Below are 16,203 nucleotides of genomic sequence, written 5' to 3' on the forward strand. Positions count from 1 at the left end.
GGTAAGGCTACCCTGGGTTATGGAGCCGGGATCAGAACATGTACCACAGCGAGAAAACCAGCTCGGTGGCGGAAAGGCCCCCGGACACAAACGGCCACCATTGGGTGCTGCCGACAGGAAAATACCAGTACCCCTTGGCCATGACCGTCACATTCTGCACCGAGCTGGCAAGGGCGCCGGGCGCCCCGGTGAGAGCCGGACTGGCATTATAGGCCATATCCGTGCAGTTCATGAACTCCAGCTCGGTCCGCAAGGGGATGCGGTATCGCTTTCTGTCGGTGTGCCACCGCCTGGGGCGCCAACCCCCGACAGTCCGGTGAAGGACGGGCAGAGCTTCCGGCAGCAGCCGGGTTTGGGATCCTGTCCGGATTTAAGCCCGCGAACCTGACGGCAACCTTACAGACCTGAAGCCGCTGTCGTTGGCTGTCGATGATTGCCAGCGAAAAGCTGCCAACCGGGGTTCAAAAAGGGGGGAAGGTCTATGGGTAGGATCTTAAGAGGGGGCTTTAAACCCTTATAAATCCTAGAAAATTGGCGGAGGGGGTGGGATTCGAACCCACGGTAGGCTTACACCTACGGCGGTTTTCAAGACCGCTGCCTTAAACCACTCGACCACCCCTCCGCAGTCGGCGTGGCCGTTGTGCACCAAGGTGCCCGGCAGATGCCTGAGTGGTTTCCCCTATCTAGCCGGGAAATGTGATGCCGTCCAGAGGGTTTCTGCGGAAGTCCCCGCAATTATTGAAAGACTGCCCGCAGCGTCCTGACTGTTTCCGTGGTTGAACCCTCTGCCGGGCTGTGCCACAGATAATCTGGCATCATCGCTTCTGCGCGGTGGGCTTTGGTTTTTTTTGGGATGATGAGGCGGGCGGATGATCAGCACAGGCGTCAGTCGGGCAGGGCGGAGCGGTTTGCGGAACGGTTTTCGCGACTGGAAAGGTCTGGCGTTGGCCTGCGGTGTTGCCGCGCTGCTGTCCGGATGCGCGGCCAATGGCCGGGAAGCGGCGAAGCCCGCTGCCAGCGGCCCGGTTCCCGCCCCGGCAACGGCTGCGCCTGCTGTGCCGCAGTCTCAGGCAGCCCCCATGGCTGCCCCGACGGAACGCGCCGATCTGTCGTTCGAGGACTGGAAGGCCGAGCTGCGGGCCGAAGCCCTGCGCAAAGGCATTTCGGCCCAGACGCTGGACCGGACTCTGCCGGGGATCACTTTCCAGCCCCGGGTGCTTGAGCTGGACCGCACGCAGCCGGAGCTGGCGCAGACAGTCTGGACCTATCTGCGCCGCGCCATCAGCGACCAGCGGATCAGTCAGGGCAGGGCGCTGCTGAAAAAGCATGCCGCCCTGCTGTCGCGGATCGAGGGCCAGTACGGTGTTCCCGGTCCGGTTCTTGTCGCGTTCTGGGGGATGGAAACCAACTACGGCAGCAACTTCGGCGGCTTTTCTGTGCTGAGTGCCCTGTCGACGCTGGCCTACGACACCCGCCGCTCGGCCTTTTTCCGGAAGGAACTGTTCGACGCGCTGGCGATCATTCAGGCCGGTCATATTACCCCGGATAAAATGATCGGCTCATGGGCCGGGGCGATGGGCAATATGCAGTTTATGCCGTCCACCTTCCGCGCCTATGCCGTCGATGGGGATGGCGACGGGCGGATTGATGTGTGGAACAGCCTGCCGGATGCCTTTGCCTCTGCCGCGCATTACCTGTCTTCCGTCGGGTGGCGAAGCGGGGAGACCTGGGGGCAGCAGGTGGTGTTGCCCGCCGGTTTTGATCCGGCGCTGGCCGATTCCGATCTCCGCCGCTCCCTTGCCGAATGGCAGGCGTCTGGCGTGCGCGGACTGAATGCCCCCCGCGCCGGGGTGCCGACCGCCGCGCTGGGGCTAAGCCTGCCTGCCGGGCTTGATGGCCCGGCGTTCCTGACCGGCCCCAACTTCCGCACCATTATGGTCTGGAACCGCTCAGCGCTGTATGCGCTCGCCGTCGGGAACATTGCCGATCAGCTGACCGACGGCCCGGCGATCCGGCTTGATCAATACCCGGAACAACGGGCCCTGACCCGCACTGAAACAACAGAGCTGCAAAGCCTGCTGGCCCGCCTTGGCTACGACGCCGGCACCCCGGATGGTGTGTTCGGGGCCCGCAGCCGGGCCGCGTTGAAGGCTTTTCAGGTGGCGCAGGGGCGCCCGGCAGATGCGTACCCAGATGCGGCGGAGCTTGACGCCCTGCGCCGGGCAGCCGGGCAGTGACCCCGCCCCGCTGACAGAAATAGCGGCGGTCGGTCATTGTTCCGGCCCCGTATTAATCTTTTCTTTTATTGTGCGCCAGCGGCATTGCGCGGGTTGCAGCCGGGCTGCTATGCCGCGTATAGTGTTGCCCAGCTGAGACCCCGGAAGTACGGGCCAACCCGATGATGCCATTTTTACCTGCCCTGACCCCGCCCGCCCGCCGCCAGTCATCCCCGCCGGTTCCGTTGCGGGTCGCCCTTCTGTGTGCCGCCGGATTGCTTCTGGCCGGGTGTGCGGAAACGCAGTTTGCCGCGCAGTCGGCAAAATCCATCGGCAGCACCAGCGATTGGGGGAAGGTCGGGGCCTATAAGGTCGGCAGTCCCTATCAGGTCAACGGGCGCTGGTATTACCCGAAAGAAGATTTTGAGTATCAGGAAGAGGGTGTCGCCTCGTGGTACGGGGCGGAGTTTCAGGGCAAAGATACCGCCAATGGCGAGCGCTTTGACCAGAACGCCCTGACCGCCGCCCATAAAACCCTGCCGATGCCCAGTCTGGTGCGGGTCACTAACCTGCAGAACGGTCGGGCGCTGGTCCTGCGGATCAACGACCGTGGCCCGTTCTCTAACGACCGGGTGATTGACGTTTCGCGCCGGGCTTCACAGCTTCTGGGGTTCTCGGAGCAGGGGACCACCCGGGTCCGGGTTGAAATTCTGGCGGAGGAAAGTCAGGCCCTGAAGCAGGAAGCGATGGGCGTGCAGACCGGGACCCCGGTTGACACCGCCGGGGCCCCCAGTGTTGTTCCCGCGCCGCGTACCAAGGTCAGCTCGGTCGAAAGTCTGGATGCCCCTTCCGGGGCCCGCAGCGCGTCTTCTTCCCCGTCCGGGTCTGCTTTGCCGCCACCGTCTGCCGCTGTCCCCCAGACCCGCAGCCCGGCTGTTGCCAACAAACCGGCTTCGGCCCCGGCCTCAGCCTCTCCCGCACTGGCGGCGAACGTTGCTGCGGCGGGCGGCAAGGGAACCTACATTCAGGCCGGTGCCTTCTCCTCCAAAGCCAGCGCCGAGGCCCTGAAGGGCAAGCTTGCGTCGCTGCATAAGGGGGCGGTCTCGCCGATCACCGTCAACGGGCGGGAGATGTACCGGGTCCGCCTCGGGCCGCTGAATTCCACGGCGGAGGCAGAGCGGGTGCTTGCTGCCGTCAAGGCTCAGGGGCTGAAGGATGCGCGGGTTGTCGCCGACTGAGGCGATGCCATCCGGGCAGGTTGCCTTCTCCTTGCCACAGTTCGCTGTTATCCGCCTGCTGCACACCGTGGTTCACATTCTTGATTAAATAGGTTCGCCATGCTCGTCTCTGCTCTCCGCCAGTCTGTGTCCGCCCCCCGGAAGGCCCTGCGCCATCTGGCCGTGGCGGCGGTTGCGGCGGTTCTGCTGTCTTCCACCGCCCTGATCGCCCCGGCCGGGGCGGTGACGCTGGAAACCAAGGCGCGGGAAGCCTATCTGGTCGATTTCGAAACCGGCACTGTTCTGTACGACAAAAACGGCACCACCCAGATGCCGCCGTCGTCGATGAGCAAGCTGATGACCGCCCTGATGGTGTTTGAACGCCTGAAGGAAGGATCGCTGTCGTTTGAAGACAAGTTCCGGGTTTCTCAGAACGCCTGGAAGAAGGGCGGTGCCGCGTCCGGCGGGTCCACCATGTTCCTTGACCTCAACAGCGAAGCCAAGGTCGAGGATCTGCTGCGGGGCATGATCATCCAGTCCGGTAACGATGCCTGCATCGTTCTGGCTGAGGGGCTGATGGGAACTGAAGATGCCTTTGCCGAAGCGATGAACCGCAAGGCCAAGGAAATCGGCCTGAAGGACAGCCACTTCGCCAACGCCACCGGCCTGCCCGACCCCAGCCATTTCATGACGGCCCGCGATCTGGCGATTCTGGCGCGCTATCTGATTGTCACCTTCCCCGAATATTACCGGATCTATTCGGAGAAAGAGTTCTATTACAACAAAATCCGCCAGCAGAACCGCAACCCGCTGCTGTTCACCATGCCCGGTGCTGACGGCCTGAAGACCGGCCATACCTCCATTGCCGGATACGGCCTGACAGCCTCAGCCCAGCGGGGCGAACGCCGCCAGATCATGGTCGTCAACGGTCTGAACTCGATGGCCGAACGGTCTGAAGAATCTCAGAAAATTATGGACTGGGGCTTCGCCAACTTCGAGAACAAGACCCTGTTCACGGCGGGGGAAAATATCTCCACCGCTGAAGTGTGGCTGGGGGATCTGGACGAAGTGCCGCTGACCACTCAGAAGGATGTCCGCCTGACCCTGCCGCGCCGGGCAGTACAGAATCTTGACGTGCGGGTGATGTATAACGGCCCGGTTCCGGCCCCGGTGCAGAAGGGGGCGCAGATCGCCACCCTGCGGGTAAACGGCCCGGATATGGATGCCCCGATCGACGTGCCGCTGTACGCCGCAACCGATGTTGAACGCCTTGGCTTCATGGGCCGGATTGCCGCCGCCCTGCGTCATATGGTGGTGGGCCCGGCGCAGCAGAATGTCAATGATATCACCAACAAAGCCCTGACGGTTGCCCCGTCGACCCAGCCGTCGAAGTAACCGGGCTGTGCGCGGGCGCTTCATCACCTTTGAAGGCGGCGAAGGGGCAGGGAAATCAACACAGATTTCCTTCCTTGCCGCCGCGCTGGAGAGACTGGGGATTTCCGTCGTGCAGACGCGGGAGCCCGGGGGATCACCGGGGGCTGAAGAGGTCCGCGCCCTGCTGGTGAAGGGCGAGGCCGGGCGCTGGGATGGGATCAGCGAAACGCTGTTGCTGTTCGCCGCCCGCCGCAACCATCTGCAAACCGTCATTCGCCCGGCGCTGGAACGCGGGGCCTGGGTTCTGTGCGACCGCTTTAATGACTCCACTCTGGCCTATCAGGGCTATGGGCGCGGGCTTGATCCTGACTGGCTGGCCGGTCTGTATCAGGCCGTTTCCGAAGGACTGGAGCCGGATCTGACCCTGTATCTGGATGTGCCGGTTGAAGTCGGGCTGGCCCGGGCCGGGCGCCGGGGCGACGATGAAAACCGTTTCGAAGGGCTGGCGGATGCCTTTCACCTGAAAATCCGCAGTGGCTTTCAGGCCATTGTCCGGGCGAACCCGCAGCGCTGCGCCACCATCGACGGCATGGGCAGTGTTGACGAGATCCGGCGGGTGATTCTGGAAACCGTCACCAGCCGCCTGATGGGGCCGGGGCGCTAAGGCCGCGACGATGACAGACGGTCTGCGCCCCCCAAAGGAAAACAGCCTGCTGCTGGGCCATGCGGATGCAGAACATCAGGTTCTGGATGCCTGGAACCGGGGCCGGATGCATCATGCCTGGCTGATCACCGGCCCGCGCGGTATCGGCAAGGCCACCTTTGCCTATCGCGTTGCCCGTTTTGTGCTGGCGCAGGGCACGGAGGCCGGTGGCTCCGGCGGCCTGTTCGGGCCGCCGCAGACGCTCGATATCCCGCCGCAGGATCCGGTCTTCCGGCAGATTGCACAGGGCGCGCATGGCGACTTCCGGGTCATCGAACGCCAGTGGGACGAGAAGAAAAAGCGCTTCCGGGGCGAAATCGTCATCGATAGCGTCCGCGATGTCGGAGAGTTTCTGGCCATGACCGCCGGGGGCTGGAAGGTGGTTTTGATCGATGCCGCCGACGAGATGAACCGTAATGCGGCCAATGCGATCCTGAAAGTTCTTGAGGAGCCGTCAAAGCGGTCTCTGCTGCTGCTGCTGGCCCATAACCCGGCCCGCCTGCTGCCGACCATCCGCTCCCGCTGCCGTCATCTGCCGTTGCGCCCGCCGTCAGAAGCGGATGCTCTGAGCCTGCTGGGGCGGGGCCGCCCTGATCTGCCACGCGAAGATGCCGAAGCCCTGCTGCGGCTGTCGGAAGGCAGTATCGGCCGGGCGTTGGAGCTGGCCGACGAAGGCGGGTTGCAACATTATCTCGCCCTGATCACCCTGCTGCGGACACTGCCAAAACTGGATGGCATTGCCCTGCATGCTTTTGCCGAAAAAGTGTCCCGCAGCGAGGAAACCTTTACCATAACAGCCGATCTGCTGCTGTGGTGGCTGGCCCGGACCATCGCCGCCGGGGGGCGGCGACAGGACCCGGTTGAGATTATTCCCGGAGAAAACGGCCTGACCCGCAGCCTGCTTGCTGCCGCGCCTCTTGATCGCTGGGTGGAGGTGTGGGAAAAGATCGGTCACCTGTTCGAGCGGACAGGGGCTGTGGCGCTGGACAAAAAGGCTGTTCTGCTGAGTGTCTTCGCGCTGATTGAGCGCGAGATGACCCGCCGCTGACCGTCACGCCGCCCCGACACGACCGCACCCCACGCCCAATCGGGAGATACCGCGATGGCCGGGCAAAAGCCCTTTTACATCACCACGCCGATCTATTACGTGAACGACAAGCCGCACATCGGCCACGCCTATACCACGCTGGCGTGCGATGTTCTGGCCCGGTTCAAGCGGCTGGATGGATATGCTGTCAAGTTTTTGACCGGTACTGACGAACACGGCCAGAAGGTCGAGAAGTCGGCTCTGGCCAAGGGTATCGCCCCCCAGCAGTTCACCGACGAAGTCTCGCAGAACTTCCGCGATCTGGCGGCTGCGATGGGCTACAGCAATGACGATTTCATCCGCACCACCGAAGCCCGCCATAAGGCCGCCTGTCAGGCCCTGTGGACCCGGCTGCTGGAAAAGGGCGATATCTATCTGGACAAGTACGCCGGATGGTACGCGGTGCGGGATGAAGCCTTCTACGCTGAGTCCGAGCTGAAAACCGGGCCGGGCGGCGAGAAGCTGGCCCCGACCGGTGCGCCGGTGGAATGGGTGGAAGAGGCGAGCTATTTCTTCCGTCTGTCGGCATGGCAGGACCGTCTTCTGGCGTTCTACGAAGCCAACCCCGATTTCATTGCCCCGGAAAGCCGCCGCAACGAAGTGCTGAGCTTCGTGCGGGGCGGGCTGCAGGATCTCTCGGTCTCGCGCACCACCTTCAAGTGGGGCGTGCCGGTGCCGGGGGATGATGCCCACATCATGTATGTGTGGCTGGATGCGCTGACCAACTACATCACCGCTGTCGGTTACCCCGATACCGACGCGGCGGAATACCGGCAGTTCTGGCCCGCCAGCCTGCACATGGTCGGCAAGGATATTCTGCGCTTCCATGCTGTGTACTGGCCTGCCTTCCTGATGGCCGCCGATCTGCCGCCGCCGCAGCGGGTGTTCGCCCATGGCTGGTGGACCAACGAGGGGCAAAAGATTTCCAAGTCGCTCGGCAATGTGATCGACCCGTACCAGCTGGTGGAAAAGTACGGTCTGGATCAGGTGCGTTTCTTCATGCTGCGGGAAGTGCCGTTCGGCAACGACGGTGATTTCTCGCATCAGGCGATGGTCAACCGTATGAACAGCGAGCTTGCCAACGATTTTGGCAACCTGTCGCAGCGTGTTCTGTCGATGATCAACAAAAACTGCAATGCCGCCGTGCCGAATAAAGGCCCGCTGACCGAAGATGATCACGCCATGCTCGGCAGTGCCTATGCGCTGCTTGACACCGTGCGCGGCCAGCTCGACCGGCAGGTGTTCAACGAGGCGCTGGAAAGCATCTGGGTGGTGATCCGTGCTGCCAACGGTTATGTTGACCGTCAGGCCCCGTGGGGTCTGAAGAAGACCGATCCCGCCCGTATGGAAACGGTGCTGTGGGTGCTGGCGGAAACCATCCGGAATCTTGCACTGCTGATGCAGCCGTTCGTGCCGACCAGCGCCGGCAGAATGCTGGACCAGATGGCCGTTGCGGCGGATGCCCGCACCACGGCACACTTTGGCGAAGCCGGGGCACTGGTGCCGGGTACGGCGCTGCCGAAGCCGGAAGGCATCTTCCCGCGCTATGTTGAAGCCGAAGTGTCTGACGCGTCGTAAAAAAGAGAAAGTTGGTTACGCCCATGCTGGTGGATAGTCACTGTCACCTTGATTTTCCTGACTTTTCTGAAGAACTGCCGGATGTGATCGCCCGGGCTGAAGGGGCAGGGGTCAGCACCATGCTGACCATCTGCACCCATCTGTCGCGGTTTGAGCGGGTCCGTGCGGTGGCGGAACGGTTTGATAACGTCTGGTGTACCGTTGGTATCCACCCGCATGAGGCCGGATCGGAAACCCTGCACGATGCTGATACGCTGGTTGCCCTGGCCGATCACCCCAAGGTGGTCGGCTTTGGGGAAACCGGCCTTGATTATTTTTATGAGCATAGCCCGCGTGAGGACCAGCAGCGGGCCTTCCGGCTGCATATCGAGGCCGCCCGTAAAGCCGACCTGCCGGTGATTATTCATACCCGGGATGCCGACGATGATACGCTGGCGATAATCCGCGACGAGATGAAGGCTGGTCCGTTCCGGGGGCTGATCCACTGTTTCAGCTCTTCGCGCGCGCTGGCTGAAGAGTGTGTCGAGATGGGGCTTTACATCTCCCTGTCCGGGATCGTGACCTTCAATAAGGCGGAAGATCTGCGGGAAACCGTTCGTGGTTTGCCCACAGAGCGCCTGCTGGTGGAAACCGATGCGCCGTATCTGGCCCCGATCCCGAAGCGCGGCAAACGCAACGAGCCTGCTTTTACGGCCTATACCGCTGCAAAGGTCGCAGATCTGAAAGGCCTGTCGACGGAAGACTTTGCCGCGGTCAGCACCGCAAATTTCCATCGGCTTTTCAGCAAGGTTGCGGCCTGAGCGGTGCAGACAGGGCAGGGTGCGTTCACCGGCAGATCTGGTAAAAGGGGCTTTCGATGAAGATCACGATCCTCGGCAGCGGCCCTTCCGGCGGAATACCGGCCCTTGATCACGGCTGGGGCGCCTGCGACCCACGCAACACCCGCAACCGCCGGACCCGCTGTTCGGCTCTGGTCGAGGTGACCTCACCGGAAGACGGGCAGGGCAGGCGGCTTCTGATCGATGCATCCCCTGACCTGCGGGCCCAGTTTCTGGATAATGATATCCGCACGCTGGACGGGGTTGTCTTTACCCACGGTCACGCAGACCATACGCATGGTGTCGATGATCTGCGGGCGATCAACCGCAATATCGGCGGTGCCTTGCCGGTATGGGGTGATGCCCCGACTCTGGCAAAACTGCAGGAATCCTTTGGCTATGCCTTTGAAGGGATCCCCGAAGGAAAATACATCTTCCGGCCATGGCTGCAGCCACACCTGATTGACGGCAGCCCGTTTACGGTCGCCGGGGTGCCGGTCATACCGTTTGAGCAGGACCACGGCTGGGGGCTGACGCAGGGGTTGCGGATCGGCGACTTCGCCTATTCAACAGACCTGATGCATCTGCCGGAAGAGGCTTTCCCGATCCTTGAGGGGATTAAGGTCTGGGTGATTGGTGTCTTCGGCCTGAATCCGCACCCGACCCATGCCCATGTTGATCTGGCGCTGGAATGGATCGACCGCGTCAGGCCAGAGCGTGCATGGCTGACCCATCTGGGCCCGGCACTGGACTATGCCACGTTAGAGGCAACCTTGCCGCCGCATGTCCGGCCAGCCTATGACGGGCTGCAAATCACCATCGCGGACTGATAACGCACCATAACACCGTTATTATCATCTGGTCGATCTTAATGCCTTTGCGCCAGATCTAATTCTATCCATAATATATATTATGCGACAATCACCAATTTGGTTAACCCCTATAGAAAGCGTTTCTTTTCAATGGGTTAAGAGGATTGCATCCGGCCTTCCCCCTTGGCTTTGCAAAAAGATATCCCCGCCGGATCAGCCTTTCCGGCGGGGATGCCAAAATCTACGCTTGCAGGTGCAGGCTCCCTGTTACGGCTTAGATCAACGCAGTGCTGTCAGCAACCATCATCCCGCGAGCCTGCATTGCCTTCAGAAATTCACGGCCGAGTGCCGGGAAATCCGGTCCGCCCGGCAACGCCGGGACCGGGCTCATACAATCCCCCAGTACCGTAAACCGGCGGCAGGCATCAACCCCCAGATGATCGGCGATATCGGTCACCGTCGCCCTGACGCAGTGGCTCAGGGCCTCGCCCGCAACCCAGACCTGCCCTGCCCGGCTTAAAGCCCCCAGCAGGCCGGTATGCGGCAGGGTTCCGGTGTCGTCCGGATCCGGTACTTCTGCGGCGATTGCCGAATAATGCTCTGTATACGGGTTCGCGCCTTTGCAGACGAAATTTACGGCCCGGTGCCGGGCAATCTGCCAGCGCATCAGGGCCGCGAACAGATCAGGATGAACCGCATGGCCAGGGGTGCCGATCAGGCAGTGCGGCGGCCAGATCACCAACGCGTACTTTCCCTGCTGCTCCAGCGTCGCAACATAACGGGCCGAGCGGTCCTGCTGCGCCGGATCAGCGGCACGCCACTGCCCGGCCATCACATCTGCCGCTGAAATGACGGTAAACGGAGCGGGCGGCGCGCCCGAAGGGTCCCGCCACCAGGCCGGATGCGCAATATCGAGAAGCTGGTGACTGTCCAGCGTCACATGAATGGCATCAATCCCCTGCCCCAGCCGGTCAATCAGTGCCGCCAGCCGCCGCATATCGGCGTCAGCACCGGGCACCGCCAGCGCCCCCTGACAGGGGCCGTCGCAGAAATCCTGCTGCGGGTCGATCACCAAAAGATGCACACCCTGTGAAACAGTACCTGACGTCATGATGACCTCCCTTTTTTCCTGATCGGGGGCGTTGGAGAGCGATACCGCAAAAGGATCAATCCGGTAAATACCTTAAGGTTTTTATCAAGCTTTCCTTGCAATGCAATCGCGTTCACGGGAAAGTCATGTCAGGTTATCCGCCTTAAGGGTTACTGAGGCCCCTGTCATGATGCTTAATCTGGCGTCCCGCGCCTATGACCGCCGCTGGCGGATTGATCCCATTGTCCGCTCCCTGCTGGATACGGATTTTTATAAGCTGCTGATGCAGCAGATGATCTGGAAGAATTTTGCCGAGATCCCGGTCACATTCTCCCTCATCAACCGGTCTGTTGCCGTGCGCCTTGCCGACATCATTGACCGGCGGGAGCTGGAAGCCCAGCTTGACCATGTCCGCACCCTGCGTCTGACCAATCAGGAACGGATCTGGCTGGCCGGGAACACCTTTTACGGGACCGAAGGAATCTTCCAGCCTGCCTTTCTGAGCTGGCTGTCAAACCTGCGGCTGCCGGACTACGAGATCAGGACCGTTGACGGTCAATATGAACTGACGTTCTCCGGCCCGTGGGCCGAGGTGATGCTGTGGGAAATTTACGCCGTCACCATCGTCAATACGCTGCGGAACCGCGCCGGGCTGGCCCGCCTGTCGGAGCTGGAGCTGGATGTGCTGTACTCCCGCGCCAAAACCCGGCTGTGGGGGAAGCTTGACCGGCTTGCAGACGCCGGGGTGACGGGCATCGCGGACTTCTCCACCCGACGCCGGGGCGACTTTCTGTTTCAGGAATGGGCCGTTCTGGCGGCGCAGGACCGTCTTGGGTCCGCCTTCAACGGTACGTCCAATGTCTCGCTCGCCCAGAAGCACGGGCTGGAAGCGATCGGCACCAACGCGCATGAACTGCCGATGGTGCTGACCGCGCTGGCTGATACGGCAGAAGATATGCGCTCAGCCCAGTACCGGGTGCTGGATCTGTGGCAGCAGATGTATCAGGGCCGATTGCTGGTGTTTTTGCCCGACACCTACGGCACCACGCAGTTTCTGGCCGGGGCCCCTGACTGGGTGGCGGACTGGACCGGCCTGCGGGTGGACAGCAAGGATCCCTTTGAGGCCGCAGAGGAAGCCATCCTCTGGTGGCAAAGCCGGGGCCGCGACCCGCGGGAAAAGCTGGTGCTGTTCTCCGATGCGCTGGACGTTGACGATATTCTGGCGCTGGATCAGGCCCTGCGGGGGCGATGCCGCCTTGGTTTCGGCTGGGGAACATTGTTTGCCAACGATTTCCGGGGCTGCCATCCCCGCAACCGGGATGACCTCAACCCCCTCAGTCTGGTGTGCAAGGTCACGGCGGTACAGGGGCGACCGGCGATCAAGCTTTCAGATAACGTTGCCAAACCGACCGGCCCGGCAGAGGAAATTGCCCGCTACCGCCGCCTGTTCGGCGAAGCCGGGGCTGCCTTCAGGGCAATCGTCGCCTAAGCCCGGTGGCACCTTTCCTTGCCGTGGCAGGGGTGATACACAGACCGCCGGACCGAGAAGAGGAATCCTGTCGTGAGCACCGAGATCATTGTCTGCGAAACCTGCCGCCACAGCGATGGCGAACGGGAGAAAGACGGTCAGACCGGCGGGCACCGGCTGGCTGAAACCCTGAGGGCTGCCGTTGCGGCAGAAGACGCCATCACCATCCGCACCATGAAGTGCCTGATGGCCTGTGACCGCAACTGCACCGCCCATGTCCGGGCCCCCGGCAAAATGGCCTATACACTCGGGCGGCTGTGCGCCGAGGACGGATCCGCCGATGCCCTGCTGGAGTATGTGCGGGCCTATCAGGACTCTGAAACCGGGATCGTGCCATTCCGGACCTGGCCGCAGGGTATTAAGGGTAAATTTGTCTCCCGCTCCCCGGCGCTGGGATACGAAGACTGACCCCCTGCCCTTTCCTGCTTTTTCTTAGAAACCCCTGCTAACAGGTTGAACAATGTCGGATTCACAGACTTCCCGTAATGCGGTGCATGTGGTTGGGGCCGGGCTGGCCGGCAGCGAGGCCGCATGGCAGCTGGCTGAAGCCGGGATCCCGGTCATCCTGCATGAAATGCGCCCGGTGGTGAAGACCGAGGCCCACCAGACCGATGGCTGTGCCGAGCTGGTCTGCTCTAACTCTCTGCGGTCAGATGATGCCGAATACAACGCGGTGGGCCTGCTGCATGAGGAACTGCGCCGCTGTGGATCGCTGATCCTGTCCTGCGCCGATGCCACCAAGGTTCCTGCCGGGGGCGCTCTTGCCGTTGACCGCGATGCATTTTCGGCACTGGTGACCGAGAAGCTGAATGCCCATCCGCTGATCACCCTCGACCGTGCGGAAGTGACCGGCCTGCCGCCGGTGGAATGGGGCCAGACCATTTTTGCCACCGGGCCACTGACGTCGGGTAAGCTGTCTGCTGCCGTACAGGCCGAAACCGGAGAGGATTCCCTCGCCTTTTTCGACGCCATCGCCCCAATTATCCATAAGGACAGCATCAACTTCGAGCGGGCATGGTTCCAGTCACGCTATGACAAGGGCACCGGCACCGATTACATCAATTGCCCGATGACCCGCGAAGAATACGATGCTTTTCTGGATGCCCTGCTGGCTGCCGAAAAGACCGAATTCAAAGAGTGGGAAAAAGACACCCCTTACTTTGAAGGCTGCCTGCCGATCGAAGTGATGGCGGAACGGGGCCGCCAGACTCTGGTGTATGGCCCGATGAAGCCGGTCGGCCTGACCAACCCGCATACGCCGGGCGTTAAGCCCTACGCCGTAGTACAGCTGCGGCAGGATAACACCCTGGGGACGTTATATAACATCGTCGGCTTTCAGACGAAGCTGAAGTATGCTGAACAGGCCCGCATCTTCCGGATGATCCCGGGGCTTGAGACGGCTGAATTCGCGCGGCTGGGCGGTATCCATCGTAACACCTTCCTTAACAGTCCGCGCCTTCTGGATCGTACGCTGCGCCTGAAGTCCCTGCCCCGCCTGCGGTTCGCCGGTCAGATCACCGGCTGCGAAGGGTATGTCGAGAGTGCCTCGGTCGGCCTGATGGCCGGTGTCTTCACCGCCCGCGAGGTGCTGGGCCTGCCCGAAGCCCTGCCCCCTGAAACCACGGCGCTGGGGGCAATCCTCAGTCACATTACCCTCAACGCAGCGGCGGAAACCTACCAGCCGATGAATGTGAACTTCGGCCTGTTCCCCGAACCGCCGGAAGAAAAAGATGCCCGGGGCCGGAAAATCCGCGGTCGGGAGCGTAAAGTGCTGTACAGCCGCCGGGCGCTGGCCGACCTACCAATCTGGACTGCGGCTATCCCGGCCCTGTCAAAAGCCGGCTGAAGAGAATAAAAAAACGCGGGACCAAAAGGTTCCGCGTTTTTCTTTAGAGGAAAAATCAGGCAGCGCAGGCTGTCAGCGCTTTTCCATATATTGGATCGGGTCAACCGCAGAGCCGTCCTTCCGGACTTCAAAATGCACCTGCGGCGATGTGACGGAGCCGGTCGCTCCGGCCTTGGCGATCACCTGCCCTTTTTTGACGACGTCGCCGCGCAGCACTGCCAGCTCGGCATTATGGGCGTAAGCCGTCATCCAGCCGTCGGCGTGCTTGATCAGCAACAGATTGCCGAAGCCTTTCAGCTCATTCCCGGCATAGACCACCACGCCGTTTTCCGCCGCCCGGACACTGGCCCCGGGGGATGCCTGAATGTTAATGCCGTCATTCCGCAGCCCTGCAGCATCAACACCATACCCGGTCAGGACCTTGCCCTTCAACGGCCATGCAAACAGCGACCCCGCCCGTTTCGGCGGCTCTACAGACAGATCGCTCTTCCCCGGAACACTGGCTGCGCTGCTGGGCGGAGCGGATGGGGCCGGAGGGGCTGCCTGCGGCTGTGGGGGCGTCTGCGGATCCGCTGCCGGGGGCTGCGAAGAGGAGGATGAAGGGGCCGGTGCGGTATGCTGAGGCTCCGGCGTTGCGGCAGCCATTTTCTGCCCTTCGGGAACCATCGTCTGGGCTGCCGCAGGCAGGGGCTGTTTTGGCTCATTCTGCGGAATACCGAGAACCTGACCAACCTGTACCCCATAAGGGGCCGGAATATCATTGATCCGGGCCAGCTGCGTCATATCAACGCCGTAGCGGTTGGAAATGCCGGTCAGCGTTTCACCCGATACCACAGTATGGGACCGGATCGCCGGAACCTTCAGCACCTGCCCCTCTGTCAGGGTATAGGGCTCTTTCAGGCCATTTTCGCGGATCAGGAACTTGCCGGGCACATCCGTACGCCTGACGACAGCCGCAAGAGTTTCATTCTTCCCGACCGTCACCGTACGGGCCTGAGCCGGAGCCTCAGCCGTCTGCGATACGGGCTGCGGAGCGACCGGGGTCGATGCCGTCTGGACAGGCTTTTTTACTGGCGCCGCCGGAGCAGGCTGCGGGGCAGATGCCCCCCCGGTATGCTGTTGCTGCAACCAGGGCGGATTATACTGCTCAGGTGATCCGCAGGCGGTCAGCACCAGCGGACCGGCGACCGTCACCAGAACTCCCATCATCCGGGCGGAAACTGTTTTCATGGCTCGCACTGTTGACCCCGTCTAACCATTCCAGAGGCGGAACATCACCGTCTCAGGACGATATTCCGTCAGGCACCGTACCGACCACCGCCGGGAAGCCCCTGAATCATCGGGACAAACCGGACAGGAAACATGCGTTGTCCCTCGCACTGCCCGGACGCGGGATCTTTCACAAAACGCCACAGCTCCTGCGTTTCAAACTCAGGCCCGATGGGGATCACCAGCACTCCGCCCGGTGCCAGTTGATCAATCAGGGCTTTTGGCAGTTCAACCGCAGCGGCCGTTACAATAATCCGATCAAACGGTGCCTGTTCCGGCCATCCCTTCCAGCCGTCACCCACCTTGGTCGTAATGTTACGGTACCCTAACGACTTAAACCGCTGTTCTGCCTGAAGATGCAGGTCTCGATGCCGTTCCAGACTGTACAGACGACGGCACAAACGTGCAAGCACTGCTGCCTGATATCCTGACCCCGTACCGATTTCCAGCACCCGGTGACGGTCGCCGATCGCCAGGGCCTGCGACATCAGCCCGACCACCACCGGCTGACTGATGGTCTGACCGCAGCCGATCGGCAGGGCCCGGTCCTCATATGCCTCAACATCCAGATGCGGGGGGACGAACAGGCTGCGCGGCACCATTTCCATGGCTGTCAGCACACGGGGGTCGCCGACCCCCGCCTGCCGCAGTTCCATAATCAGACG

The 16,203-nt window shown here is 62.0% G+C and carries 15 protein-coding genes and 1 tRNA gene; 11 read left to right on the forward strand and 5 right to left on the reverse strand.

From position 1 onward, the window contains the following. Positions 1–31: 31 nt before the first annotated feature. Entirely contained in the window at positions 32–232 is a 201-nt protein-coding gene (locus G365_RS0101835) for a hypothetical protein (protein WP_155976083.1), read from the reverse strand. Between the two features lie 300 nt (positions 233–532). Then, a tRNA-Ser gene (locus G365_RS0101840) sits at positions 533–622 on the reverse strand. Positions 623–908: 286 nt separating this feature from the next. On the opposite strand from G365_RS0101840, the gene G365_RS19910 reads away from it, so the two are divergent. The 8 genes from G365_RS19910 (at position 909) to G365_RS0101885 (ending at position 9,823) form a co-directional block, all read left to right on the forward strand. Then, positions 909–2,237, forward strand: coding sequence for a lytic murein transglycosylase (locus G365_RS19910; protein ID WP_019643796.1), 1,329 nt, complete (start codon positions 909–911; stop codon positions 2,235–2,237). Between the two features lie 161 nt (positions 2,238–2,398). Then, positions 2,399–3,454 carry a septal ring lytic transglycosylase RlpA family protein gene (locus tag G365_RS19915; protein WP_019643797.1) on the forward strand — a complete coding sequence of 352 codons (1,056 nt, stop codon included), beginning with the start codon at positions 2,399–2,401 and terminating at the stop codon, positions 3,452–3,454. Positions 3,455–3,553: 99 nt separating this feature from the next. Beyond that, complete coding sequence (locus tag G365_RS0101860) at positions 3,554–4,828, forward strand: D-alanyl-D-alanine carboxypeptidase family protein (RefSeq protein WP_019643798.1); 1,275 nt, start codon at positions 3,554–3,556, stop codon at positions 4,826–4,828. A gap of 7 nt (positions 4,829–4,835) precedes the next feature. After that, entirely contained in the window at positions 4,836–5,471 is a 636-nt protein-coding gene (tmk, locus tag G365_RS0101865) for a dTMP kinase (RefSeq protein WP_019643799.1), read from the forward strand. Between the two features lie 10 nt (positions 5,472–5,481). Next, positions 5,482–6,558, forward strand: coding sequence for a DNA polymerase III subunit delta' (locus G365_RS0101870; protein ID WP_019643800.1), 1,077 nt, complete (start codon positions 5,482–5,484; stop codon positions 6,556–6,558). Between the two features lie 54 nt (positions 6,559–6,612). Further along, a complete protein-coding gene (metG, locus tag G365_RS0101875; protein WP_019643801.1) occupies positions 6,613–8,175 on the forward strand; it encodes a methionine--tRNA ligase in 1,563 nt (520 codons plus the stop codon). Positions 8,176–8,198: 23 nt separating this feature from the next. Then, positions 8,199–8,975 carry a TatD family hydrolase gene (locus G365_RS0101880; protein ID WP_019643802.1) on the forward strand — a complete coding sequence of 259 codons (777 nt, stop codon included), beginning with the start codon at positions 8,199–8,201 and terminating at the stop codon, positions 8,973–8,975. A 56-nt stretch (positions 8,976–9,031) separates the two neighbouring features. Next, a complete protein-coding gene (locus tag G365_RS0101885) occupies positions 9,032–9,823 on the forward strand; it encodes an MBL fold metallo-hydrolase (protein WP_019643803.1) in 792 nt (263 codons plus the stop codon). A 256-nt stretch (positions 9,824–10,079) separates the two neighbouring features. On the opposite strand, the gene G365_RS0101890 is transcribed toward G365_RS0101885, so the two are convergent. Continuing rightward, complete coding sequence (locus tag G365_RS0101890; protein ID WP_019643804.1) at positions 10,080–10,916, reverse strand: cysteine hydrolase family protein; 837 nt, start codon at positions 10,914–10,916, stop codon at positions 10,080–10,082. A gap of 166 nt (positions 10,917–11,082) precedes the next feature. On the opposite strand from G365_RS0101890, the gene G365_RS19920 reads away from it, so the two are divergent. The 3 genes from G365_RS19920 (at position 11,083) to trmFO (ending at position 14,269) form a co-directional block, all read left to right on the forward strand. Further along, entirely contained in the window at positions 11,083–12,384 is a 1,302-nt protein-coding gene (locus G365_RS19920; protein WP_019643805.1) for a nicotinate phosphoribosyltransferase, read from the forward strand. A 72-nt stretch (positions 12,385–12,456) separates the two neighbouring features. Further along, a complete protein-coding gene (locus tag G365_RS0101900; protein WP_019643806.1) occupies positions 12,457–12,831 on the forward strand; it encodes a DUF1636 domain-containing protein in 375 nt (124 codons plus the stop codon). 52 nt (positions 12,832–12,883) lie between these two features. Continuing rightward, positions 12,884–14,269, forward strand: a complete 1,386-nt coding sequence (gene trmFO / locus G365_RS0101905; protein WP_019643807.1) for a methylenetetrahydrofolate--tRNA-(uracil(54)-C(5))-methyltransferase (FADH(2)-oxidizing) TrmFO — start codon at positions 12,884–12,886, stop codon at positions 14,267–14,269. 72 nt (positions 14,270–14,341) lie between these two features. On the opposite strand, the gene G365_RS19925 is transcribed toward trmFO, so the two are convergent. Further along, positions 14,342–15,499 carry a M23 family metallopeptidase gene (locus tag G365_RS19925; protein ID WP_019643808.1) on the reverse strand — a complete coding sequence of 386 codons (1,158 nt, stop codon included), beginning with the start codon at positions 15,497–15,499 and terminating at the stop codon, positions 14,342–14,344. 68 nt (positions 15,500–15,567) lie between these two features. Then, positions 15,568–16,194, reverse strand: a complete 627-nt coding sequence (locus G365_RS0101915) for a protein-L-isoaspartate(D-aspartate) O-methyltransferase (protein WP_043741269.1) — start codon at positions 16,192–16,194, stop codon at positions 15,568–15,570. Positions 16,195–16,203 lie beyond the last annotated feature (9 nt).

Source organism: Novispirillum itersonii subsp. itersonii ATCC 12639, from assembly GCF_000381985.1.
GTDB classification, from domain to species: domain Bacteria; phylum Pseudomonadota; class Alphaproteobacteria; order Rhodospirillales; family Rhodospirillaceae; genus Novispirillum; species Novispirillum itersonii.